Here is a 21,817-nt window from a genome sequence, read left to right as displayed (position 1 = left end):
TGAGCGCAGGAGGACAGGTATGGAGCTTACGTTGATGATCCAGACAATCGCCCAAGATACGGGTGTCAAACCTCACCAGGTGGAGCGCACGGTTGCCCTCCTGGATGATGGAAACACGGTTCCTTTTATTGCCCGCTACCGCAAAGAAATGACGGGGCAGCTAGATGAAACACAAATTCGAGCGATTGAGGAACGCGTTCGCTATTTACGCAACCTGTCAGTGCGGAAGGAAGAGGTCGTTCGGCTCATCGATGAGCAAGGCAAGCTGACGGACGAGCTGCGCACAGCTATTGAGCGTGCGACAAAGCTGCAAGAGGTAGAGGACCTGTACCGCCCTTACCGCCAAAAACGCCGCACGCGTGCAACCATGGCCAAGGAGAAGGGGCTAGAGCCGCTTGCCAACTACCTCATGAGCTTACCGAAAACCGGGAATCCGGAAGAAGAAGCAAAACCATACATCAACCCGGAAAAAGGCGTAGAGACGACTGAGCAAGCTCTGCAAGGAGCAATGGACATCGTGGCGGAACTTCTGTCTGATGACCCAGAAATTCGCCAGTGGGTTCGCCAACGCTCCGTGCAAAAAGGATTGCTTCTGACAGAGCAGAAAGCCGAAGAAGCAGACGAGAAAAATGTATACCAAATGTATTACGCATATAGTGAGCCTCTGAAAAAGGTCGTTCCCCATCGGGTACTGGCCATCAATCGGGGAGAAAATGAAGGCATCTTGAAGGTTTCCATTGAAGCGCCTGTCGCAGAGATTCTGGCTTGGATGCAAAAACGAACCATTCCTCGTGATACCGTTGCCCGCGATCTGCTGACTTTGACAGTCGAGGACGCGTACAAGCGTCTGATTGCACCTTCTATTGAACGAGAGGTGCGCGCCGAGCTGACAGAGGCAGCAGAGGAACGTGCTATTCACATCTTTGCAGAAAACCTGCGCAATTTGCTGCTTCAACCTCCTGTAAAAGGCAAAGTCGTACTTGGGGTCGATCCTGCGTTTCGGACAGGCTGTAAGCTCGCCGTTGTAGACGAAACCGGGAAACTGCTGGAGGTTGCTGTCGTTTATCCGACTCCTCCGGCCAATAAAGTGGCAGAAGCTACAGTGAAAGTGAAGCAGTTGATCGAAACCTATGGGGTTACGGTTGTGGCGATTGGGAACGGTACTGCTTCGCGCGAGACAGAACAGTTCATTGCTACGCTACTGAAAGAGCTGAAGCGAGAGGTGATGTACATCATCGTCAACGAGGCAGGTGCATCTGTGTATTCCGCATCCACACTGGCCAAGGAAGAATTCCCGGACCTGGATGTAGCAGAGCGAAGTGCGGCCTCGATCGCGCGTCGCTTGCAGGACCCGCTCGCGGAGTTGGTCAAAATCGATCCGAAGTCCGTCGGGGTTGGTCAGTACCAGCACGATGTTTCCCAATCGAGGCTGGCAGACAGTCTGCAGTTTGTGGTGGAGTCTGCCGTGAACCATGTCGGGGTAGATGTGAATACTGCTTCTCCTTCTCTATTGCAGTATGTATCAGGAATCAGCCGTCAAGTGGCGGGGAATATTGTAAAAAAACGGGACGAGATCGGGAAGTTCACGGAGCGCTCCCAGTTGAAGGCGGTTCCGCGCTTGGGTGCTAAAACGTATGAGCAGTGTATCGGGTTTCTCCGTGTGATGGACGGTGCGAATTCACTGGACAAAACGCCGATTCACCCGGAATCGTACGAGGCGACCCACCAGCTATTGTCGATGCTGGGCATTAGTGCTCAGGAGATCGGCAGTGAGAACTGCAAGGAACGCGTGCAGTCTCTGGATGTAAAAGAGACCGCTGCGAAGCTCGGGATTGGCGAGCCTACGCTGCAAGACATTGTGGACAGCCTCTTGCGTCCTGGTCGCGACCCGCGTGACGAGCTGCCAAAACCACTCTTGCGAAGTGATGTCCTCCAGCTGTCTGATCTGAGTGTGGGTATGAAGCTGCAAGGTACTGTACGCAACGTGGTCGACTTCGGAGCGTTTGTGGATATCGGTCTGAAAAACGACGGGCTCGTGCACATTTCCCGTTTGAAAAAGGGCTTTGTGAAACATCCACTTGAAGTAGTGACCGTTGGCGATATCGTAGATGTATGGGTAGTAGAAATTGACGAGAAACGTCAGCGTGTAGGGATGACCATGATCGCGCCAACGGAAGGATAAGAATGAACTAAAAGGCGGCCCCCTGTCAGTCAGGGCGGCCGCCATTTTTTTCCAAATATAAGAACCAGCAACTGTTGAGCACTCGAATTTGGCGAACGTCCTTCCCATTAAAGGCACGTTGCAACTGCCTGCGCATCCATTGTGGCATGAAAGTACCTCCTGGAGATATTCGTCTATAGGCAATGTATGCGCCGAGACGAGCAGGAGGTGCCTAGAATTTTTATTTACTCTTCTTCTTCATGCAAATACTCCAATTGGGCTTGCAGGGCACGGATCTCTGTCAATAAAGAGATGAGCGGATACTCTGTTTCTTGTAGGGCAGCGAAGCGGCGCTCCAGACCACTGACGTACTCCAAACCATCTACGAGCGAAAGCCCGCTCTCTAACCGTTCCACATCCGCACAGTCTGCCAAAACCGTAGGCAATTCTGGGCGCTCTGTGATCGTCAATTTGTCAATTTCCTTGTAAAGTCGTTTCAATAGAGCGATTAATTGGTACATATGCGTTTCGGGCAACGAGACAAACTGTAGTCCGTCACTGGACTGCAACAACAAATAGCGCATGAGCTCCTCCACCATTCTGTCTACCGTTTAGATATGACCGTTTATTTGCACATAGTGTAGCCTATCTGTCTGGCACTTTTCAACTGGAACTGCTATGGTGAAAGGAAGGAAGCGGAGGAGATGAGATGACCGATACGGAACTGCAAATGCTGGTAGAGCAGATATCCAGCGAATTTTTTGCCAAGCCCTTTCGCCATCAGGCCCGCTTTAACAGCAGATTGCGCACGACTGGCGGGAGGTATTTGCTGCGCTCGCATGACATTGAATTGAATCCGAAGCATTTGCAGGAGCATGGTGTGGAGGAATTGATTGCGATCATTAAGCATGAGCTTTGCCATTATCATTTGCACATAGAAAAGCGCGGGTATCGTCACGCTGATCAGGATTTTCAACTGCTTCTGCGTCAGGTGGGGGGAAGCCGATACTGCCAACAGGTAGGAAACGGTCGGACGACCCTGCCTTATCGCTACGAGCTGGTATGCAAGGCATGTGGCATGAGCTACAAACGCAAACGAAAGATGAACCCGAGCCGCTATCGCTGCGGACGCTGCAAAGGAAAGCTGCTGCTGCGCGAGCTAACGACGTAAAGAGTCAGAGGCGCTTGGCTTTCTTGCGCGTCTTTTGACAGCAGGGGTATAATGAACAGACGAAAAATGTTTTCCGCGAAGGAAAAGGAGCGTTTGAAGTGGCACACGACGAATTTTCCCTGATCCGGCAATGGACGAGTCGTTCTGCGGGGCAGGAAGGGAACGGTTTGACCGTCGGGATAGGGGATGATGCCGCTGTCTTCTCCCCAGCGCCAGAAATGGAAGTCGTGGCTTGTTGCGATGCGATGGTGGAGACGGTTCATTTTTTGAAGAAAACGATGAATCCTAGTGATATCGGATATAAGGCTGTTATCAGCAATGTGAGCGATGTTGCAGCAATGGGCGGGGTTGCCCGGTATGCGCTTGTCAGTATCGCGGTAAGTCCGCAATGGACGCCTGACGAATGCCAGCAAATCTATGAAGGGATTTACGAGGCTTGTCAGACATATGGAGTTCGTGTCATAGGTGGCGATACCGTTTCTGCGCCTGATGCCCTGCACTTGAGTGTTACCGTGTTGGGCGAGGTGGAAAAAGGGCGTGCCATTCGTCGTTCTCAGGCAAAGCCTGGGCAGCTTGTTTTTGTTACAGGGCATGTCGGAACTTCTGCAGCAGGACTACATCTTCTCCTGCAGGGCGAGACTGCTGAAAGGGGCGACTCTTTACCTTGGGAGACATTGATGGATGCTCATCAGCGTCCCGTTGCCCAAATAAAGGCGGGCAGACTGCTGCTGGAATCAGGGGCATGCAGCGCGCTGAATGATGTAAGTGATGGACTTGCATCAGAGCTGTGGGAGATTGCCGAGGCGAGCGGCGTATCAATCTTGGTCGATGCTGCAACGGTACCGATCCATGACGAAGTCCGGGAGTATGCACGGCTCGTAGAGAAAGATCCGCTGGAGTGGGCTTTTTATGGCGGTGAAGATTATCAATTGGTCGGAACGCTTGCGAAAAGTCACTACGAAGCCGTAAGCAAGCAATTTGCCGCTAGTGGTGTACCGTTTACTGTCATCGGTGAAGTGGTAGCAAAAACGCATGAGCCAGAATTGATGCTTCAGCGCGATGATCAACAGCTCCCGTTGCCCAAAGCGGGATTCAACCATTTTAGGAGTGGATGAAAGAGATGAGCTATACATGGAGGCTCACGGGAGCGCAGGAGACGCAGCGCTTTGCCGAGCAACTGGCAGGTCTGCTTGAGCCGGGGGACTTCCTCGCGATGGAGGGAGATCTGGGAGCGGGCAAGACGACTTTTACCCAAGGGTTGGCCAAAGGACTAGGAGTCCGACAAGTAGTGAACAGTCCGACCTTTACTATCATAAAAGAATATCAGGGGCGCTTGCCGCTTTATCATATGGATGTCTACCGGGTAGGCGATGATCCAGACTCTCTGGGACTGGACGATTACTTTTTTGGAGAAGGTGTCTGTGTTGTAGAGTGGGCCTCTTTGATCGAGGATGTCCTGCCAACAGATCGGATGACCGTCTTCCTGCGTAGAGAAGGAGAGGAACAGCGCATGATCGAGCTGGTTCCTCAAGGGAATCGTTATGTGAAATTGTGTGAGGAGTTTGATTTTGATGCGCGTACTGGCGATTGATACATCGAATCTGGTGCTAAGTGTAGCTGTGGTAGAGGAAGAGCGGGTCTTGGCCGAAATGACGACAAACCAACAAAAAAACCATTCCGTGCGTTTGATGGACTGCGTCAGTGAACTGCTCGATGCAACAGGAACAGCGCCAGAGGAACTAAGCGGTTTCGGGGTGGCAAACGGACCGGGTTCCTATACAGGCGTGAGAATCGGCGTTGCCTCTGCGAAAAGCATGGCTTGGTCACTGAATGTGCCAGTCATTGGTGTATCCAGTCTGGAGGTAATTGCCATGAATGCCACAGGCTTCTCTGGATTGATTGTGCCGCTGTTCGATGCGCGCAGAGGTCAAGTGTATACCGGCTGTTATCGTTCCCATGGCATGGAGGCGGTGCGAGCGCAGTCCGCAGAACAAATCATCCTGTTGCGAGAATGGCTGCCACTGTTGCGAGACCTGGCGCAAGGAGAGCCGATCTTGTTCTTGGGTGAAGATGTAAGGCTGCATCGGGAGACGATTGTGCAAGAGCTCGGGAATCAGGCGCAATTTGCTTCTCCAGCTTTCAATCACCCGCGTGCTGCCCATATCGGCTATGTGGCACTGCGCAAGCTACAAGACGGCGGCAATGCGCATGAACTGGTTCCGGAGTATTTGCAACTGGCAGAAGCAGAAGCGAAGTGGCTTGCCCAAAAGCAGGCGGGGGCCGTAAAGGAGTAAAAGCATGAGTCAACCAATCGATTTGGAATATCGTTATATGACGATGCAGGACGTTGGGGCTGTGGCAGAGCTGGAGCGCTTGGCTTTTACAACTCCATGGCCGCATGATGCATTTGTCAACGAGCTGACGAGAAATCCAAATGCACGCTATGTAGTCGTCGTCCACCAAAATCGGATTATCGCTTACTGCGGCATGTGGATCGTGATCGATGAGGCACATATTACAAATATCGCCGTCCATCCACTATATCGCGGAAAAAAGGTTGGATTGGCACTGATGATTAAAATGATGGGTGTTGCCAAGATGCAGGGTGCCCATAGCATGACGCTGGAAGTTCGACCTTCGAACACAGTCGCACGGAACATGTATATCAAGCTCGGCTTCAAAGAGCATGGGCGACGCAAGGGATATTATTCGGATAACAATGAGGACGCAATCATTATGTGGGTGACATTGTAATGAACAAGACGTATACGTCGCGCTACGAGAAGCGCATACAGCAAAAATACGAAGCACATAGGGAATCAGGTGCTCCTACTTATATTTTAGGAATTGAAACAAGCTGCGACGAGACAGCGGCTGCTGTCATCCGTGATGGCCGAGAGGTGCTGTCGAACGTCATCGCTTCCCAAGCCGATATCCATAAAAGGTTTGGCGGAGTCGTGCCGGAGGTGGCTTCTCGCAGACATGTAGAGAATATTACGCTTACCATTGAAGAGGCACTGACCGAGGCCGGAAAAACGTTGGATGACATCCAGGCAATTGCGGTGACGTACGGGCCTGGGCTTGTCGGAGCCCTGTTAGTCGGCGTGGCAGCAGCAAAAGCCATTTCCATGGCCAGAGGCATCCCGCTGATTGGAGTGCATCATATCGCGGGTCATATTTACGCGAATCGTCTGGTGCAAGAAATGGAGTTTCCGCTGATCGCACTCGTTGTATCGGGCGGGCATACAGAGCTTGTCTGGATGAAGGAGCACGGTCAGTTCGAGATTTTGGGGGAAACGCGAGATGACGCGGCAGGGGAAGCGTATGACAAGGTAGCACGAGCGTTGAATATGCCGTATCCAGGCGGACCTCATATTGATCGCCTCGCACATGAAGGGGAGGCAAATGTACCGCTCCCTCGTTCATGGCTGGAGCCAGACTCCTACGATTTCAGCTTCAGTGGCTTGAAGTCAGCTGTGCTCAATACGTTGCACAATGCAGCTCAGCGAGGAGAGACGATCGAACCGGCGAATCTGGCTGCCAGCTTCCAAGACTCTGTAACGGAAGTGCTCGTAGAAAAGACAATTCGTGCAGCCCGTTCTCATGGAGCGAAGCAGGTATTGCTGGCGGGCGGTGTGGCGGCGAATCGTGGACTGCGTGAGAGACTGCAAGCGAGATGCGAGGCAGAAGGAATTCCTCTCGTGATTCCTCCGTTCTCGTTATGCACAGACAACGCTGCGATGATTGCGGCAGCAGGCTTTATCAAGTATGAAAAAGGACAGTTTGAGGGGCTTGATTTGAACGGAGTCCCAAGCTTGTCGCTTTCTGAGCAATAGATGTAAAAATGCAAGAAGGGACTATCCAAGCCGGATAGTCCCTTTCTTTTTTGTTACTTGTCGCCACGCACCTTTTCGAAAAAGGGTGCAGCTTTTTGGGGGAGTATCTCTTCAAACTGCTTCCGTTCCTCAGCAGTCAGCTGATCCTCGTGCATGACCCCGTTTTCATCCGTAATCTTTATTTTCAGATCCATGAGTTGCTTCATGATCGCCGAAAACTCCGCGTACTCTTCTTCAGTCAGCTTACTTTTCGCTTCCTGAAAGAATTTCTCGATTTCCTGATAATCCTCCTGTGTGCCACCACGCTCGATGATGGTTTGCGATGACCCGAAGATTTGATCAGCCAAATAAGGAGTAGCCAGGGCCGCAGTTGGGATCAGGATAGCCACTGCTATGATTCCACTTACCAAACGTTTTTTCATGAATAATCTCCCTTTCTTTTGCAAGAAGTCATTTTGATAGGAGAGGTACACACGACTCTCGATTTCGGGTGGGGTTTTCAACGATTCAGCATGTTGAAGAAGCTCATCGCGTAGTTGTTTGTCTATGGACATAAGAGTCTCCTCCCGATAATTCGCAATGCTTGCGTAGTGCCTTCAGTGCCAGATGATGCCTGGATTTCACGGTACCGAGCGGGATTTGCAGCAACTCGGCGATTTCATCCAGAGCATAATCGTGAAAATAGCGCAGAATGACCACGAGGCGTAACTTGTACGAAAGTGTACGAACCATTCCGAGCAATTCAAGCTGTGTCTCAGATTTGATCACTGTGGAATCTGCCCAATCAAATTGCTCATCGTGCATAAGGCGGTTTCGTTCAAAGAGCCGTATTCTTCGCCAAGCTTTCCTTTTCCAGTCCTGCACCTGACGGACGGTGATCCCGTGAAGCCAAAAGCGAAACGGCCGACTCTGATCATAGGTGTGAAAAGAACGCCACATACGAATATAGGTTTCATTCACTATGTCTTCGATGTCTTGTTTGTTGTAGACAAGAAAAGCGATCGTACGATGAACATCGGTGTGCGTAGCTTGATAAACGACGCGAAAAGCTGCTTCGTCTCCCGTCAGCATTTTTTCCAGCCAAGGGAGCAACTCTTTATCATTCATGGGGGCCCCTCCAGAACGTATTACATCCCTATATTCGCTAACAGAGGCAAAAAGGTTCAGTTGTTTCCGTCCCTCTACTATGATTTATCCACATCATAGGATAACTTTCTGGATTGTTCACATAGACTCCTGTGAATACTGGTGATAACACGAGAAAATGACCGGGAAAACCGCATGTGCTCTGTGGATTGTTCTGTGGAAAATGTGGATAAAAAAGTCGAGTTATCAACAGGAGGGAGACTCGTGAGAAAGAAACTCGCGTTGATTTGCTTGTCATTCCTGATATTGTTTCTGGCTACAAATATAGGAAATCCATTGATAGCAAAGGAAAAACAACAAGTCATCATGCTGTTTGTGGAGGGGATGTCGTTTCATGATCTGGAGCAGCTCAAAAAGTTATCAACTGTGGATAAATGGTTGGATGGTGCAGGAGCTGGGGCTCTGTCCATAAGAACACCCGGATCGCGAATGGCCGCGAACGGCTACCTGCTCATGGGGAGCGGCGGTCAAGCGCTTTACTCTGAAAAGAGCGGGACAGGCTATCATCCGTATGAAGCGCTCTCGTCCAGGGAAACAGCCGGTGAACGGGCGGAAGAGCTGGGCAGTGATCAGGCGCAGGAGGTGGCGCGCTCCTCGATCATTTTTCCGGGTATTTTTCGGCTCTTGGCAGATAATCGGGAGAAACCGTATTCTGCGCAAATCGGGCTTCTTGGAACGGTGCTTGCTGCAAACCACATTCCGGTTGCTTTATATGGAAACGGTGACTATGAGGATACCCGGCAGAGACATGCCGTTCTATTTGCAATGGATCAGCAAGGAAGGGTTCCGACAGGGGACATTTCTACAAAAAGCATGGAGCTCCTTCGTGGCTATCCGTACGGGATCAAGACAAACTATGCTTACTTGCTTGAGAAAATCCACAGCGAGCGTCAAGCGGGCTTGATTATTGCTCAACTCTCAGATTTATCCCGGTTATACCAGTTGAGTACGGATATGGACCCAGGTCAGTTTTCCTGGCAATATCAGCGTGTTTTGCGGGACTTGTCCCTTTTCCTTAACCAGCTCCTTGTGGAACGTAAACCACACCAACGCATTGTATTGGCATCGCCAGCCGTCAATCATGTGGCGACAAAAGAAAAGGCTCTCTTATCTCCCGTGTTCATTTGGGGAGAGAAAGCGAGTGGAGTTTTGACATCAGCTACCACGAGGCAAGCGGGATTAGTCAGTGGACTGGATATGGTACCAAGCATACTGTCTTGGCTGGATGTACCCGTACCAAAAGGGTTGGCTGGTCATGTCATACGTATCGAAAAAGGGAAGGGTCTCACTGCCCTTCAGAATCAGGTAGGCGAAATTCATCATACGTATGCGACACGGCCAGCAGTGCTCTATACCTACGTCATGCTGCAGATTGTCATTGTAGGATGTGCGGTCGTTCTCTGGTGGTTTGGGCGGAAGAGAGAAGGGGCAGGCCTTTTGTGGCTTCGTAGAGGAATACGTCTGGCGCTGCTGGCTTTATTGTGGTTTCCCGCATTGCTTTTGGCAGAGAGCCTGCTCGACTGGCAGGTTTCTGGCGCGGTTGTCTTGGGGGGACTGATCATGACTGCCTTGATCGCAGCTTTTTGGCAGGAAGCTCATGCTCTCTCGCGAATCGTGATGACGGTTAGCGGAGTCACGACAGCCATTCTGCTGGTGGACGGATGGACTGGCGCTCATTTGATGCGGCAATCGTACCTCGGGTATGATCCGGTAATCGGAGCGAGGTTTTACGGGCTAGGAAATGAATACGAAGGGGTCCTGATCGGCAGTACGATCATGCTTGTGGCTTCGCTGTACGAGAGAATGCGTGGGGGACAAAAGGATCTAGGTCGGGAAAATAAATGGTTGCCTGCTGTCTCCACAGCCATATTCAGTGTCGTGCTGTACTACATGGTGGCACCGAGCCTAGGAACAGATGCAGGGGGTTTTCTTGCGGGGCTGATCGGTTTTTCCGTGGCATTGTCACGGCTTGAGGGCTGGCGAATCGGCAAAAAAGGCCTCCTGCTGTTGGCAGGCGGCCTGGTTATGGGTGTATGCAGTTTGATGGCGATCAGTCTCATGTCAGATCAGCCCTTGACCCATGTCGGACGGCTTTCTCAGCAGATTGTACATGGGGAATGGTCCGAGGTGGGGCAGATGATTGAACGCAAGCTGGCGATGAATCTCCGTTTGATTCGTGTTTCCATTTGGAGCAAAGCATTTGTCGTCTCCCTGATTGCTCTAGGCGTTCTCACCTTGAAAAACGACCGCTTTTTGCACCATCTGGCGAAGGACGCGCCTTACTTAATCAAAGGCTTTGCTGGTGTCATTGCCGGTGCACTGGCTGGGCTGATCCTCAATGACTCCGGCATCGTCACAGCAGCCACCTGCACTACCTTTCTGGTGATTCCTGCTCTCTATGCCGCCTTGGAGGAGCCTGCGCAGGAGCGCTGTTCTACGTGAAGAGGAGACTACTCCTCTGATAGCGCGCTCCACTCGTCATACAACTGCTCCAGCTCTTCTTTGGCAGCCTGGATTTGATCGTTGCGTTCTTTTGCCTGCACATGATCGCTATAAATTTCTGGGAGACAGAGTTCTTCTTCCCATCTGACAATGTCAGCCTCTCGTTTTTGGATCGAGACCTCAATCTCTTCCAAACGGCGCTGACGTTGACGCTCACGACGTTTCGCTTCCTTATCTAGCTCATAAGAGGATTTCTCAGGCTGTGCCGCTACGGTACCGCCTTGTTTTTTTGCGGGCTGCGCTGCTTGTTCGGCTGCGAGCTCTTCCAGTTCCTGCTTTTTCTCCACGAAGTAATCGTAGTTACCCAAATAGCTGGTCACGCCATCACCTGTCAGCTCTAGGACGCGTGTGGCAATCTTGTTTAAGAAGTAACGGTCATGGGAGACGAACAGGATCGTACCCGGATAATCGTAGAGGGCGTTCTCGAGCACTTCCTTGCTGAAAATATCCAAGTGGTTCGTCGGCTCGTCGAAGATCAGGAAGTTTGCTTGCTTTAACATGAGCTTTGCGAGGGAGACGCGTGCACGCTCTCCTCCAGAAAGGTCGCTGATCTTCTTTTGTACATCATCACCGCTAAACAAGAAGTTGCCGAGCAAGGTACGGACGTCCTTTTCCAGCATGTTCGGATATTCATCCCAAATTTCGCCGAGCACTGTATTCCGTTCGTTCAGGTTACGATGCTCCTGGTCGTAGTACCCGATTGTTACATTGCTTCCGAAATGAATATCGCCGCGCAGCTTAGGCAACTGTTCCACAATCGTTTTTAACAGCGTCGATTTCCCGATACCATTGGGACCGACCAAGGCCACACGCTCTTCGCGTTCGATTTCAAACGTAAGGCCCTGAGAAAGAACAGCATCCGGGTAGCCAATCGCAACGTTGTTTGCCTTCATCACGATGGTGCCGCTCATTTTCGCCACATCAAAGGAGAAGTGGACGGATTTGTTGTTCATAATCGGCTTGTCCAAGCGGTCCATCTTTTCCAACGTCTTGCGCCGGCTCTGTGCTCGTTTGGTCGTCGTAGCCCGAGCGATGTTTCGCGCGATGAAATCCTCCAGCTTGGCGATCTCTTCCTGCTGCTTTTCGAATCGCTTCAAATCCTGTTCGAGCCGAGCCGCTTTTTCATCAAGGAAGCGGCTGTAGTTACCGACATAGCGGGTAGCGCGTGTCCGTTCGATTTCATAGACAACGGTCACGAGCTTGTCCAGGAAGTAACGGTCATGGGAGACTACGAGAATGGCGCCCTGATAGTTTTGCAAATACGTCTCCAGCCAAGTCAGCGTCTCGATGTCCAGGTAGTTCGTCGGCTCATCGAGCAGGAGAATGGTCGGAGATTGGAGCAGCAGCTTGGCAAGTGCCAGACGAGTCTTCTGTCCGCCGCTCAATGTGCGGATCGGCGTCGTGTAATCGAAGTCCGCAAATCGTAGGCCGTGCAATACTCCACGAATCGCACCCTCGTAGCTGTAGCCGCCCTTTTCCTTAAAGGCCTCCGAGCGGTGAGAGTAATTTTCCAACAGTTGCTGGTAACGCTTCTCATCAGCCAGTATAGCCGGATCGCCCATTTTGGCCTCGAGCTCACGAAGCTCCAGCTCTTCTTTTTGCAGATGGGAAAAAACACTCAACAGCTCATCCCAAATCGATCGTTCCGATTCAAGACCGCTGTTTTGTGCCAAATACCCAAGGGTTACATCCTTTGGGATGCGGATAATTCCTTTGTCGTAGCTTAGCTCGCCGGCGAGGATCTTCATCAGAGTCGATTTGCCTGCACCGTTTACGCCAACCAGGCCAACCCGTTCCCCGGTTTGAATTTGCAGGGAGATGTCTTGTAGAATGGTTTCGATACCATACGTTTTTTCTATATGTTCAGCTTGTAGCAAAATCATCGGATTCACCTCTTTATATACTAATGCCAGTGTAGCCTAGAGAGAGCGCATGGGACAAGCCTCGTGGGAATGTCCCAAGCACGTTATGAAAGAGGGAAGAGGTTGTCATGGACCAAAAAACGAATAAAAAACAGCTGCGAAGCCATATTTTGGAGAGACGCAAATCCATGTCTGCAAAGGAACGGGAGCAGTTTTCCAGAGAGGCATGCGATCATTTGCTGTCTCATGAAAGGCTGGCTGATGCCAAAGCAATCATGGCTTTCCATCCTTTTGGAGATGAACTGGATATTCTGCCCTTTCTACATGAGGCAAAAAAGCGAGGCCAAGACATATGGCTGCCGCTCACAAACATTGCCGAGAGACGTCTCATTCCTTATCGGTATACAGGCCCAGAAATGCTAAAGCAGGGAGTCTACGGAATTTGGGAGCCAGACCCTGCCTTGGCAGAGGAAGCGGACGTATCACACTTGGATGCGATCATTGTTCCAGGCGTTGCTTTTGACAGCAAGGGCGGGCGAATGGGGTATGGCGGTGGTTATTATGACCGTTTTCTGGCAACGCTGAAAAAGCTCCCGTTCTTGGTTGGAGTCGGCTTCTCTATTCAGGTCGTGGAGCATGTGCCCCTAGAGTCTCATGATGTTTTGCTGAATGCAGTTGTCACCGAAAAAGGTCTTCTGCATTTTTGAATGTTTTGTGTCAGCAGCTTTTACATGCCTTCTACTGTCGCGAATGGTGCTATCCCCCAAGGAAAAACGACGAGACGTTTTTGACAGAAAAGTGTACAATACTATCGAATGAGAAACCGGAGGAATGTATCGTGAGCAAATGGAAGGTAGGCGTTATTTCTGCAAGTGATTCGATTGCCAGAGGAGATCGTGTGGACGATCGTATGCCAATCGTTCGTCATCTGACAAGGGAATGGCTTCAAGTAGATGTCGCTGTATACCGTGCCGTTAGTGATGATATGGAAGATTTGCAAGAACATATGATTGAGCTCGTAGACCGCGAAAAATGCGATCTGTTGATTGTTACGGGTGGCACGGGGCTTAGCCCGCGTGACGTTACGCCAGAAGTGACAGCGTGGGTCATTGACAGACCAGTCCCAGGCTTGGCCGAAGAAATGCGCCGTGCTGGTTTGAAGCAATCCCGCCGTGCGATGCTGACACGTGCAGTTGCGGGAACCAGGGGTAATTCGTTGATTATCAACCTCCCTGGTAACCCGAGAGGCGTAGAAATCTGTTTCAATGCGATTGGCGATATGCTGTCGGACGCTTTGCACATTTTGCAAGGGACGGGAGAAGCAAACGAAGATTGGGGAGGATTGCATTGGTAGAAAAACCTCAGATGCGGGAAGTGCCAGTGCGTGAAGCGATCGGAATGATGCTTCCTCACGATATGACGCAAATTTTGCCTGGAGAATTCAAAGGGCGCTTGTTTAAAAAAGGACATGTTGTCACCGAAGCGGATATTGAGCCGCTGTTGTCCATTGGCAAAGAGCATATTTATGTGCTGGAGATGCCAGAAGGCTACATCCATGAGGAAGAAGCGGGCATTCGAATCGCGAAGGCTGTTTCTGGATCAGGCTTGACCTTGACGCCTCCTTATGAGGGCAAGGTGTCGATGAAGGCCGCGAGAACAGGTTTAGCCAAAATCAACGAGGAAGCTGTCCATGCGTTGAACAAGCTTGAAGGAATTGCGTTCTCCACGATTTACGGCGATCAGGTCGTGCATCCGGGACATACATTGGCGGCTACGAGAATCATCCCGTTAATTATGGAAGAGTCTCGAATCATCGAGCTGGAGCAGCTGGCCAAACAGTTTGACGAACCGATTGTCCAAGTAAAAACGTTTCAGGATAAAAGAGTGGGACTTGTTACGACCGGGGGAGAAGTTTTCTCTGGCAGGATTGCAGACAAGTTCGGTCCTGTCATTCGAAACAAGGTGGAAGCTCTCGGCTCTACTGTCGTAGACCAGCGTTTTGCGCCAGATGACAAGGAAGCGATCGAACAGCAGATTCACTCGTTCCTCGATGAAGGGGTCGATCTGATCCTGGTCACGGGGGGCATGTCTGTCGATCCAGATGACCGCACGCCGGGAGCGATTGCAGGAGTAGGAGCGGAAGTAGTGCGTTACGGTACACCGATGCTGCCGGGCTCCATGCTGATGGTTGCTTACAAAGGCGAAGTGCCGATTCTCGGATTGCCGGGAGCGGTCATGCATGAAACGTTTACTTCCTTTGATGTATTTTTGCCGCGCATTTTGGCTGGGGAGCGAATTGTGGCTTCCGATATGACAAGACTCGGATATGGTGGTTTACGAAAGTGCTAGCTGGTTAGACTGGCAAATAACGAAAAGCAAACGACTTCACAAGAAAAAGGAGTGAACACGTATGAGCTCAATCGGGATTCCTGGATTAATCTTAATTTTAGTTTTAGCCTTGGTGCTTTTTGGTCCGAAAAAGCTTCCAGAATTGGGGCGTGCGGTAGGTCATACTTTGAAAGAATTCAAAAATGCTACACGTAGTCTGACAAGCGACGATGAAGACGACGATGAGGAGAAAAAGCGCAAAGAGCTAGCTTCCAAAGAAGCGTCTGCCAAAACAGCGCCGGTTGTCGCTGAGAAGGAAGCAGCGGAGCGGGAGCGAATTGAACGCGAAGTTCGTGAAAAAATGGAACGCGAGCGCTTGGAAAAAGAAATCCGCGAAAAGCTGGAGCAAGAGCGCCTGCAAATGGAAAAAGAGCAGAAGAACGCGTAACAGGTAAGGTTGGTGGTTACCATGAAGGATCAGGAAATGACAGTGGTAGAACACCTGACGGAACTGCGCAAGCGCATCATATGGGTGCTGGCCGTGTTTATTGTCGCATTGATCGTCGGTTTTTTCCTCGCCGGTCCACTCGTGGATTATTTAAAGCAAGAACCGATTGCGGATGGCGTGCCCATTGTCTCGTTGCATCCGTCAGACGCACTTCGTGTTTACATGCAGGTTGCCTTCCTAGTGGGCGCTGTCATCACACTGCCTGTAGCACTTTATCACGTTTGGCGTTTTGTTTCTCCGGGGATGGAAGTACAGGAAAAGCGGGGGACGCTTTACTTCATCCCGGCGGCTTGTTTTCTATTTATCGTTGGTATCCTGTTTGGCTATTACGTTGTTTTCCCGATGGTCATGCAGTTTATGACCAGTATTACAGCGTCGATGGGCGCAGACCCGAACTACGGAATCGCGCAATACTTTGGCTTTATGTTTAATATGGTCATTCCGTTCGGGATACTGTTCCAGCTGCCGATTATCGTCATGTTCCTGACGAGACTGCGCATCCTCAATCCAATGAGGCTGGCAAAGGCACGACGCTACGCTTACTTTGCACTGGCTGTCGTCGGAATCACCTTGACGCCTCCTGAGATTGTCAGCGATATTCTCGTGATTATCCCTTTGCTGCTGCTGTACGAGCTGAGCATTTGGCTATCCCGCGTTGTTTATCGCAAGCAATTAAAAGAACAAGAAGCGTGGGAACAAGAATACGGCAGTTTGGAAACAAACGAACCCGTTCAATAACGAGCGAGCATGAGAAAAGTCTTCTGTCCTGAGTGGCAGAGGACTTTTTTGGTATTCCAGCAGAAATTGGGAAATACTACAGACGTTATGATCCGGGAGGTGCTGAATATTGTGGCTGATCGTATGTTTGGCGTTGCTCTTTTCTGGGAGTACTGCGAATGCCGCCGGGCTGGGGGAGCCTATCGAACTGTTTGATACGGACAAGCAGCACGTTGTGGCTAGCTTTGAAAATACAGCTGGATTTCAGGAGGAAGCCCAGCAAATTTTGCAGAGTGTGAGTGGGCGGGTCTTGGAGTTTAATCCATCGTTGGATTCCGCCATGATCGTAAAAATTCCGCTAGTCCCCCCAAAGCCGATAAAGCTAAAATCCGCGAATCTCGATGCGATGATTGCAGAGATGTTTGTCATCATGCCCAAAAAAGGGGAGCGTCGTCCGTGGCTGATTCTGCACACGAAAGAATACGAAACGGTCGTTGTGGAGTTTACCGAAAAAGTTGACCATCTGAGGGAGCAGGTGAAATTGCCGTAAAGTGGCGCTTCTTCTTGCAAAAACAAGCCCGGTCGTCCATAAAAAGCGACGAAACCGGGCTTTCGATTATTTCATGGGAGTGAGGAAGGTTTGGGTGAAGTAGTCTGTATATACGCCCACTCCTAACTGGGTGAAGCCTTTTTCGAGTACGTTTTTGCGATGGCCTGGACTGTTCATCCAGCCTTCATGGGCTTCGATGGCATCCGTGTAGCCTGCTGCAATATTCTCTCCGGCCATGCTGTAAGCGAGAGATGCACTTTTCATGCGGTCAAAAGGATTACTCCCGGTAGTCGCAGAGATGTGATCGAAGAAATTGTTGCCCTCCATGTCCATGCTGTGTTTTCGTGCCACATCGGCAGCTTTTTCGTTCCATTGAAGGGGCGGAAGCTTGTACCGGTAGCGGGAGACATTGACCAGATCGAGGATTTGGCGCTCAGATGCTGCATTGACCTGCTCTCGTTCACCGACACGAAGCGGCGGGGGATCAAAATTGGGGGCCTGGCCTTGATAGGTCCACTTCGTTTCGTAAAAACTGCCGCGCAACAGCATTTGCGTATCCATCATACGTACGGCGGTGACCTTGTTGCCATTTTGCTTGTCCAAGTAATACATGTAGGGAGTGCCGTCTTTCATGACAAGAGGGCGTTGCTGCTTTTGATTGGTAATCTGGATATGGGCCCCCTGAAAAGAGAAAGAAACAATGTTTTGTACATCCATCTGACGCTCGAGTGATTGCTGGCTGGTGCCAACGCCGATGTTTCCGAGCTTTGCTGTCGGAGCGAGCGAGTACACATCGACGACTTTGTCATTTGCGATGCCGACTTGAATGTAGCGGGCAGGCTCGCGATTGTACACCCACCATTGATAGCCGAGACTGCTTGGCTCTTTGCGGGCAGGCTCACCTAATAGCTTGTATACTTCCTCAGAAGACATGCCGAGACCTATGTCAAAAATCGTGTTAGGCTTCTCCTCTCGAATGGGTGTGGCAGGTGGTTTGTTCGTTGCAGGATTTTGGGGAAGCGGCAGAGAGGCCGGGACTGCATCGGGTGTAGTCTGTTTTTCAGGCTGTCCGACGGAGAATGCAGGAGGTTGACCGACCCAAGTGGTTTGAGAAGTTTCGTCCCAACCGATAGGCTTATTCAAGTGGCGACTGATCATGGGCAGAGGTACATATAGCGTTCCTTTGTATTCTAAGGAGGCTGGTATTACCTTGCCTTCCTCCGTGTAGTACCCGGGATTTTCACTTTCGACGATTTCACGGCCATCCCAATAGATGGAGGCTGGGTTAAGGTTGACCCGTATAAAGGAAGTAGTATCCGAAGTGAAGAGACGGCTGATTCCCAAGACTCCCAGGGCAATTAAGCCAATCCAGAGCCATTTGTGCATGGAACGATTCCCTCCTTGGCGAGCTTGCCTGATTCTATGTTTCATTTATATGAGCGTGTCCGAATACTAGAACCTTTTTGCTAGAGAATGCAATTTAATAGGAGGAAGAGGAGTCAAGCAGTTGCAAATGGAAAAAAGTGAGGGAAACTACTTGCAAAGTACATAGTGATTCATTATTATAGGAATTGGGTGTTAGCACTCATAACAGTCGAGTGCTAACAACGTAAATTTGTTTACCTACATTTTTTGAGGAGGGTGTTTTTAGTGCTTAAGCCATTGGGTGACCGTGTGGTAATCGAAGCTATCTCCAAAGACGAAACGACTGCAAGCGGTATCGTTTTGCCTGATTCTGCAAAGGAAAAACCGCAAGAAGGCCGCGTAATCGCAGTAGGTTCTGGCCGTGTTGCTGACAACGGCGAGCGCATCGCTTTGGAAGTAAAAGAAGGCGATAAAGTAATCTTCTCCAAATACGCTGGTACTGAAGTAAAGGTAGACAACAAGGAATACCTCGTGCTGCGCGAATCCGATATCCTCGCGATCATCGGTTAAGGCTCTTAACATAGGAAGTCGAACGAATAAACACATAACAGGAGGTTGAGTTTAGATGGCAAAACAAGTCAAATTCTCTGAAGACGCTCGCCGCTCCATGCTCCGCGGTGTTGAAACTTTGGCAAATGCGGTTAAAGTAACCCTCGGTCCAAAAGGCCGTAACGTGGTTCTTGAGAAAAAATTCGGTTCTCCGTTGATCACAAACGACGGTGTAACGATCGCGAAAGAAATCGAGCTGGAAGATGCTTACGAAAACATGGGTGCGCAACTGGTTAAAGAAGTTGCTACCAAAACCAACGACATCGCTGGTGACGGTACAACAACTGCAACTGTACTTGCTGCAGCTATGATCCGTGAAGGTCTGAAAAACGTAACTGCTGGCGCTAACCCAATGGTTATCCGCCGTGGTATGGAAAAAGCAGTTCGTGCAGCTGTAGAAGAAATCAAATCCATCGCGAAGCCGGTTGAGAACAAATCCTCTATCGCGCAAGTAGCTGCGATTTCCGCTGACGATCAAGAAGTAGGTAACCTGATCGCTGAAGCAATGGAAAAAGTGGGTAAAGATGGCGTAATCACTGTTGAAGAATCCAAAGGATTCGTAACAGAGCTGGAAGTAGTAGAAGGTATGCAATTTGACCGTGGCTACGCTTCCCCTTACATGATCACTGACACTGACAAGATGGAAGCGGTTCTGAACAACCCTTACATCCTGATCACTGACAAAAAAATCTCCAACATCCAGGAAGTTCTGCCTGTACTGGAGCAAGTCGTACAAAGCGGCAAACCACTCCTGATCATCGCTGAAGATGTTGAAGGCGAAGCGCTCGCTACTCTCGTAGTGAACAAACTGCGTGGTACCTTCACAGCTGTAGCGGTTAAAGCTCCTGGCTTCGGCGATCGCCGCAAAGCTATGCTGCAAGACATCGCTGCTCTGACTGGCGGCGAAGTAATCACAGAAGAGCTGGGTCTGGACCTGAAATCCACTAAGCTGGAGCAACTGGGCCGCGCTGGTAAAATCGTGGTTACAAAAGAAAACACAACTGTTGTTGAAGGTGCTGGCGACAAGGCTTCCATCGAGAGCCGTGTAACGCAAATCCGTCAACAAATCGAAGATACTACTTCCGATTTCGATCGTGAAAAACTGCAAGAGCGTCTGGCTAAATTGGCTGGCGGCGTAGCAGTAATCAAAGTCGGTGCAGCTACTGAAACCGAACTGAAAGAGAAAAAGCTCCGCATCGAGGACGCTCTGAACTCTACTCGCGCAGCAGTAGAAGAAGGTATCGTACCTGGTGGTGGTACTACTTTGATCAACGCAATCAAAGCGGTTGAAGCGATCAACGTAGGTGGCGAAGAGGCTGTAGGTGTACAAATCGTACTCCGTTCCCTGGAAGAGCCAGTTCGTCAAATCGCTGCGAACGCAGGACTCGAAGGTTCTGTAATCGTAGAGCGTCTGAAAAAAGAAGCAGTGGGCATCGGCTTCAACGCTGCAACTGAAGAGTATGTAAACATGCTCGAAGCTGGTATCGTTGACGCAGCGAAAGTTACTCGCTCCGCACTGTCCAACGCAGCATCTGTAGCGGCTATGTTCCTGACTACAGAAGCAGTAATTGCTGACAAACCAGAAGAAAACAAAGCTCCTATGGGCATGCCAGATATGGGTGGCATGGGCGGTATGGGCATGATGTAAGAAAGCGGCTCATCGCTTTCTTCAAAGAGAGGCAGACAAATCGTCTGTCTCTTTTTTTGTGCATATCTTATGTAGATGCAGCTTTACTTTATACTTGGCTTAATACTACCAATGAGGGTGGCGATCGAAGGGATAGTTCATCTGATCGGATTGTGGGATGACTTCATTTACCCGCTAACTTTTTTAAAGAGCGAAGAATCAAGCACCATTCCGTTAGGTGTGCTTACACTATTTGGGGAATACGTACGCGGTGTGGAATATGCTTTTTGCCAGTTTGACGATATCATCATTGCAATGATTTGCTTCCAAGTAATTTATCGAAGGACTTATGTCGGGGGCGATAAAATGGGCAAACGCTGGATTAGCTTTGATCTGGATGGAACCTTGATGCAAAACCCGTTTGGAACATGGGTATTTCCAGAGATTGCGCGTGTAATCTCCAGTCAGTTGGGAAGAGAGTACGATATTGTTTCAGAAATGGTAACCGAGCATGAACGGCGTATGTACCAAGAACGCTATGTAGAAGCGTATGATTGGGATGATATCCTTGTTAGTAGATGTGATGCATTGAGTATAGAAAAAAAGATTGATATTGAATCCCTGGTTCGTAAACACTCTGTAATACCCAAGGTTAATTTGCTCGAGGGTGGAATTCTTCAGATGCTCGAGGAGATAAAGAAGCTGGGTTTTTCATTGGCAGTGGTCACAAATGGCTTTTACAAGTTTCAGGTACCAGTAATGGAGGCATTAGGCTTGCTGGAGTACTTTGATGAGATAGTTACGCCAGAACGAGCTGGTACGGGCAAGCCTGACCCAGCAATTCTGCAAAAACTGTCGGGAGAAGTAATTGCTCATGTAGGAGATCGCTTGGATCACGACATTCATCTTGCTAACCGCAGTCATGTAACCTCTATATTAATAGAACGAAAATTGCCAGAGGAATTGTTGAGGCTCCAACCGCATATGCGTGCAAATGATCACGGAATGCGGATGTTTTGCTTGGAGAAGTGGAGGAGGGAGTGCAAGAATCCATTATTGTCAGAGCTTCCGGAGCTTTTCATGCCGCGAATTGTTATTTGTTCTATGGGAGAATTCCTGTCTGTTCTGGCTAAACAGGAGATGGGATAAAATTCTAGGTAAAATTGCTTGCATTTTTGTTTCCGGCTTGGTATGATAACTCTTGTCGCTTTTGAAGGGAATTTTAGAGAGAATGAAAAAAACTTCGAACTCCTAAAAATAACCCTTGATTTTCAAAAGAAGATCTGATATAGTTTAAAAGGTCGGCGCCACAAGCGCTAACGACGAAAGAAAAGAACGATATGCTCTTTGAAAACTGAACAGCGAAAGCGTTAATGAGTCTATCATTAAATGATTTGCCAGCTTTGAACCAGTAACAAACTTTATTGGAGAGTTT

23 protein-coding genes are annotated in these 21,817 nt (G+C 49.9%); 17 read left to right on the top strand and 6 right to left on the bottom strand.

Annotation, left to right across the window (positions count from 1 at the left end; genetic code table 11):
- Positions 1–19 precede the first annotated feature (19 nt).
- Entirely contained in the window at positions 20–2,182 is a 2,163-nt protein-coding gene (locus FB479_RS26005; protein WP_142067211.1) for a Tex family protein, read from the top strand.
- A gap of 25 nt (positions 2,183–2,207) precedes the next feature.
- Here the strand turns inward: FB479_RS26005 and cmpA are convergent, their stop codons facing one another.
- A complete protein-coding gene (gene cmpA / locus FB479_RS26000) occupies positions 2,208–2,330 on the bottom strand; it encodes a cortex morphogenetic protein CmpA (RefSeq protein ID WP_012684250.1) in 123 nt (40 codons plus the stop codon).
- A 76-nt stretch (positions 2,331–2,406) separates the two neighbouring features.
- Positions 2,407–2,745 carry a hydrolase/acyltransferase gene (locus FB479_RS25995; protein WP_106652696.1) on the bottom strand — a complete coding sequence of 113 codons (339 nt, stop codon included), beginning with the start codon at positions 2,743–2,745 and terminating at the stop codon, positions 2,407–2,409.
- A 125-nt stretch (positions 2,746–2,870) separates the two neighbouring features.
- Here FB479_RS25995 and FB479_RS25990 point away from each other — a divergent pair, with 125 nt between their 5' ends.
- The 6 genes from FB479_RS25990 (at position 2,871) to tsaD (ending at position 7,168) form a co-directional block, all read left to right on the top strand.
- Positions 2,871–3,332, top strand: a complete 462-nt coding sequence (locus FB479_RS25990) for a SprT family protein (RefSeq protein WP_142067210.1) — start codon at positions 2,871–2,873, stop codon at positions 3,330–3,332.
- Positions 3,333–3,430: 98 nt separating this feature from the next.
- Complete coding sequence (gene thiL / locus FB479_RS25985) at positions 3,431–4,447, top strand: thiamine-phosphate kinase (RefSeq protein WP_142067209.1); 1,017 nt, start codon at positions 3,431–3,433, stop codon at positions 4,445–4,447.
- A 5-nt stretch (positions 4,448–4,452) separates the two neighbouring features.
- The gene (gene tsaE / locus FB479_RS25980) at positions 4,453–4,923 is read left to right on the top strand and encodes a tRNA (adenosine(37)-N6)-threonylcarbamoyltransferase complex ATPase subunit type 1 TsaE (RefSeq protein ID WP_048036252.1); all 471 of its coding nucleotides are present in this window, start codon (positions 4,453–4,455) and stop codon (positions 4,921–4,923) included.
- Positions 4,904–5,626, top strand: coding sequence for a tRNA (adenosine(37)-N6)-threonylcarbamoyltransferase complex dimerization subunit type 1 TsaB (gene tsaB, locus FB479_RS25975; protein ID WP_106652699.1), 723 nt, complete (start codon positions 4,904–4,906; stop codon positions 5,624–5,626). The genes tsaE and tsaB overlap by 20 nt, the downstream gene beginning before the upstream one ends.
- A gap of 4 nt (positions 5,627–5,630) precedes the next feature.
- On the top strand, positions 5,631–6,086 hold the full coding sequence (gene rimI, locus FB479_RS25970; protein ID WP_106652700.1) for a ribosomal protein S18-alanine N-acetyltransferase: 456 nt from the start codon (positions 5,631–5,633) through the stop codon (positions 6,084–6,086).
- Positions 6,086–7,168, top strand: a complete 1,083-nt coding sequence (tsaD, locus tag FB479_RS25965) for a tRNA (adenosine(37)-N6)-threonylcarbamoyltransferase complex transferase subunit TsaD (RefSeq protein WP_106652701.1) — start codon at positions 6,086–6,088, stop codon at positions 7,166–7,168. The genes rimI and tsaD overlap by 1 nt, the downstream gene beginning before the upstream one ends.
- 53 nt (positions 7,169–7,221) lie before the next feature.
- Here the strand turns inward: tsaD and FB479_RS25960 are convergent, their stop codons facing one another.
- Positions 7,222–7,722 carry a DUF3600 domain-containing protein gene (locus FB479_RS25960; protein WP_142067208.1) on the bottom strand — a complete coding sequence of 167 codons (501 nt, stop codon included), beginning with the start codon at positions 7,720–7,722 and terminating at the stop codon, positions 7,222–7,224.
- The gene (locus FB479_RS25955) at positions 7,694–8,275 is read right to left on the bottom strand and encodes a sigma-70 family RNA polymerase sigma factor (RefSeq protein WP_142067207.1); all 582 of its coding nucleotides are present in this window, start codon (positions 8,273–8,275) and stop codon (positions 7,694–7,696) included. The genes FB479_RS25960 and FB479_RS25955 overlap by 29 nt, the downstream gene beginning before the upstream one ends.
- Positions 8,276–8,518: 243 nt before the next feature.
- On the opposite strand from FB479_RS25955, the gene FB479_RS25950 reads away from it, so the two are divergent.
- Entirely contained in the window at positions 8,519–10,756 is a 2,238-nt protein-coding gene (locus tag FB479_RS25950; RefSeq protein ID WP_142067206.1) for a hypothetical protein, read from the top strand.
- 8 nt (positions 10,757–10,764) lie between these two features.
- On the opposite strand, the gene FB479_RS25945 is transcribed toward FB479_RS25950, so the two are convergent.
- Positions 10,765–12,699 (bottom strand): ABC-F family ATP-binding cassette domain-containing protein, encoded by a 1,935-nt coding sequence (locus FB479_RS25945; protein WP_106652705.1) that lies wholly within the window; start codon positions 12,697–12,699, stop codon positions 10,765–10,767.
- Positions 12,700–12,806: 107 nt separating this feature from the next.
- Between FB479_RS25945 and FB479_RS25940 the strand changes: the two genes are divergently transcribed.
- The 6 genes from FB479_RS25940 to FB479_RS25915 all read left to right on the top strand — a co-directional run bounded on the left by FB479_RS25940 (position 12,807) and on the right by FB479_RS25915 (position 16,781).
- Positions 12,807–13,385, top strand: coding sequence for a 5-formyltetrahydrofolate cyclo-ligase (locus FB479_RS25940; protein WP_106652706.1), 579 nt, complete (start codon positions 12,807–12,809; stop codon positions 13,383–13,385).
- A gap of 131 nt (positions 13,386–13,516) precedes the next feature.
- Positions 13,517–14,032 carry a MogA/MoaB family molybdenum cofactor biosynthesis protein gene (locus tag FB479_RS25935; protein ID WP_106652707.1) on the top strand — a complete coding sequence of 172 codons (516 nt, stop codon included), beginning with the start codon at positions 13,517–13,519 and terminating at the stop codon, positions 14,030–14,032.
- Positions 14,026–15,027, top strand: coding sequence for a molybdopterin-binding protein (locus tag FB479_RS25930; RefSeq protein ID WP_016740771.1), 1,002 nt, complete (start codon positions 14,026–14,028; stop codon positions 15,025–15,027). The genes FB479_RS25935 and FB479_RS25930 overlap by 7 nt, the downstream gene beginning before the upstream one ends.
- Before the next feature lie 61 nt (positions 15,028–15,088).
- Positions 15,089–15,454 (top strand): twin-arginine translocase TatA/TatE family subunit, encoded by a 366-nt coding sequence (gene tatA, locus FB479_RS25925; RefSeq protein ID WP_142067205.1) that lies wholly within the window; start codon positions 15,089–15,091, stop codon positions 15,452–15,454.
- 21 nt (positions 15,455–15,475) lie between these two features.
- Positions 15,476–16,252, top strand: a complete 777-nt coding sequence (gene tatC / locus FB479_RS25920) for a twin-arginine translocase subunit TatC (RefSeq protein ID WP_047074049.1) — start codon at positions 15,476–15,478, stop codon at positions 16,250–16,252.
- Positions 16,253–16,361: 109 nt separating this feature from the next.
- Positions 16,362–16,781, top strand: a complete 420-nt coding sequence (locus FB479_RS25915) for a hypothetical protein (protein WP_142067204.1) — start codon at positions 16,362–16,364, stop codon at positions 16,779–16,781.
- A 66-nt stretch (positions 16,782–16,847) separates the two neighbouring features.
- Here the strand turns inward: FB479_RS25915 and FB479_RS25910 are convergent, their stop codons facing one another.
- Positions 16,848–18,167 carry a CAP domain-containing protein gene (locus FB479_RS25910; protein ID WP_142067203.1) on the bottom strand — a complete coding sequence of 440 codons (1,320 nt, stop codon included), beginning with the start codon at positions 18,165–18,167 and terminating at the stop codon, positions 16,848–16,850.
- 264 nt (positions 18,168–18,431) lie between these two features.
- Between FB479_RS25910 and groES the strand changes: the two genes are divergently transcribed.
- From groES to FB479_RS25895, 3 genes are all read left to right on the top strand, one after another.
- The gene (groES, locus tag FB479_RS25905) at positions 18,432–18,716 is read left to right on the top strand and encodes a co-chaperone GroES (protein WP_007721023.1); all 285 of its coding nucleotides are present in this window, start codon (positions 18,432–18,434) and stop codon (positions 18,714–18,716) included.
- Positions 18,717–18,771: 55 nt separating this feature from the next.
- Positions 18,772–20,403 carry a chaperonin GroEL gene (gene groL, locus FB479_RS25900; RefSeq protein WP_047074052.1) on the top strand — a complete coding sequence of 544 codons (1,632 nt, stop codon included), beginning with the start codon at positions 18,772–18,774 and terminating at the stop codon, positions 20,401–20,403.
- 111 nt (positions 20,404–20,514) lie between these two features.
- Entirely contained in the window at positions 20,515–21,531 is a 1,017-nt protein-coding gene (locus FB479_RS25895; RefSeq protein ID WP_255438675.1) for an HAD family hydrolase, read from the top strand.
- The last annotated feature ends 286 nt before the right edge of the window (positions 21,532–21,817 follow it).

This window comes from Brevibacillus sp. AG162 (assembly GCF_006715575.1).
GTDB classification, from domain to species: domain Bacteria; phylum Bacillota; class Bacilli; order Brevibacillales; family Brevibacillaceae; genus Brevibacillus; species Brevibacillus brevis.
The sequence above is the reverse complement of the archived record's forward strand: the minus strand, read 5'-3'. Positions and strand labels throughout refer to the sequence as shown.

Excerpts from the sequence above, each read along its gene's own strand:
- rimI (WP_106652700.1), top strand. The coding sequence starts at position 5,631 with ATGAGTCAACCAATCGATTTGGAATATCGTTATATGACGATGCAGGAC.
- tatC (WP_047074049.1), top strand. The coding sequence starts at position 15,476 with ATGAAGGATCAGGAAATGACAGTGGTAGAACACCTGACGGAACTGCGC.
- FB479_RS25955 (WP_142067207.1), bottom strand. The coding sequence starts at position 8,275 with ATGAATGATAAAGAGTTGCTCCCTTGGCTGGAAAAAATGCTGACGGGA.
- FB479_RS25910 (WP_142067203.1), bottom strand. The coding sequence starts at position 18,167 with ATGCACAAATGGCTCTGGATTGGCTTAATTGCCCTGGGAGTCTTGGGA.
- tatA (WP_142067205.1), top strand. The coding sequence starts at position 15,089 with ATGAGCTCAATCGGGATTCCTGGATTAATCTTAATTTTAGTTTTAGCC.
- FB479_RS25990 (WP_142067210.1), top strand. The coding sequence starts at position 2,871 with ATGACCGATACGGAACTGCAAATGCTGGTAGAGCAGATATCCAGCGAA.
- tsaD (WP_106652701.1), top strand. The coding sequence starts at position 6,086 with ATGAACAAGACGTATACGTCGCGCTACGAGAAGCGCATACAGCAAAAA.
- FB479_RS25945 (WP_106652705.1), bottom strand. The coding sequence starts at position 12,699 with ATGATTTTGCTACAAGCTGAACATATAGAAAAAACGTATGGTATCGAA.
- FB479_RS25960 (WP_142067208.1), bottom strand. The coding sequence starts at position 7,722 with ATGTCCATAGACAAACAACTACGCGATGAGCTTCTTCAACATGCTGAA.
- cmpA (WP_012684250.1), bottom strand. The coding sequence starts at position 2,330 with ATGCCACAATGGATGCGCAGGCAGTTGCAACGTGCCTTTAATGGGAAG.
- tsaE (WP_048036252.1), top strand. The coding sequence starts at position 4,453 with ATGAGCTATACATGGAGGCTCACGGGAGCGCAGGAGACGCAGCGCTTT.
- tsaB (WP_106652699.1), top strand. The coding sequence starts at position 4,904 with ATGCGCGTACTGGCGATTGATACATCGAATCTGGTGCTAAGTGTAGCT.
- groL (WP_047074052.1), top strand. The coding sequence starts at position 18,772 with ATGGCAAAACAAGTCAAATTCTCTGAAGACGCTCGCCGCTCCATGCTC.
- FB479_RS26005 (WP_142067211.1), top strand. The coding sequence starts at position 20 with ATGGAGCTTACGTTGATGATCCAGACAATCGCCCAAGATACGGGTGTC.
- FB479_RS25940 (WP_106652706.1), top strand. The coding sequence starts at position 12,807 with ATGGACCAAAAAACGAATAAAAAACAGCTGCGAAGCCATATTTTGGAG.
- FB479_RS25895 (WP_255438675.1), top strand. The coding sequence starts at position 20,515 with ATGAGGGTGGCGATCGAAGGGATAGTTCATCTGATCGGATTGTGGGAT.
- FB479_RS25995 (WP_106652696.1), bottom strand. The coding sequence starts at position 2,745 with ATGCGCTATTTGTTGTTGCAGTCCAGTGACGGACTACAGTTTGTCTCG.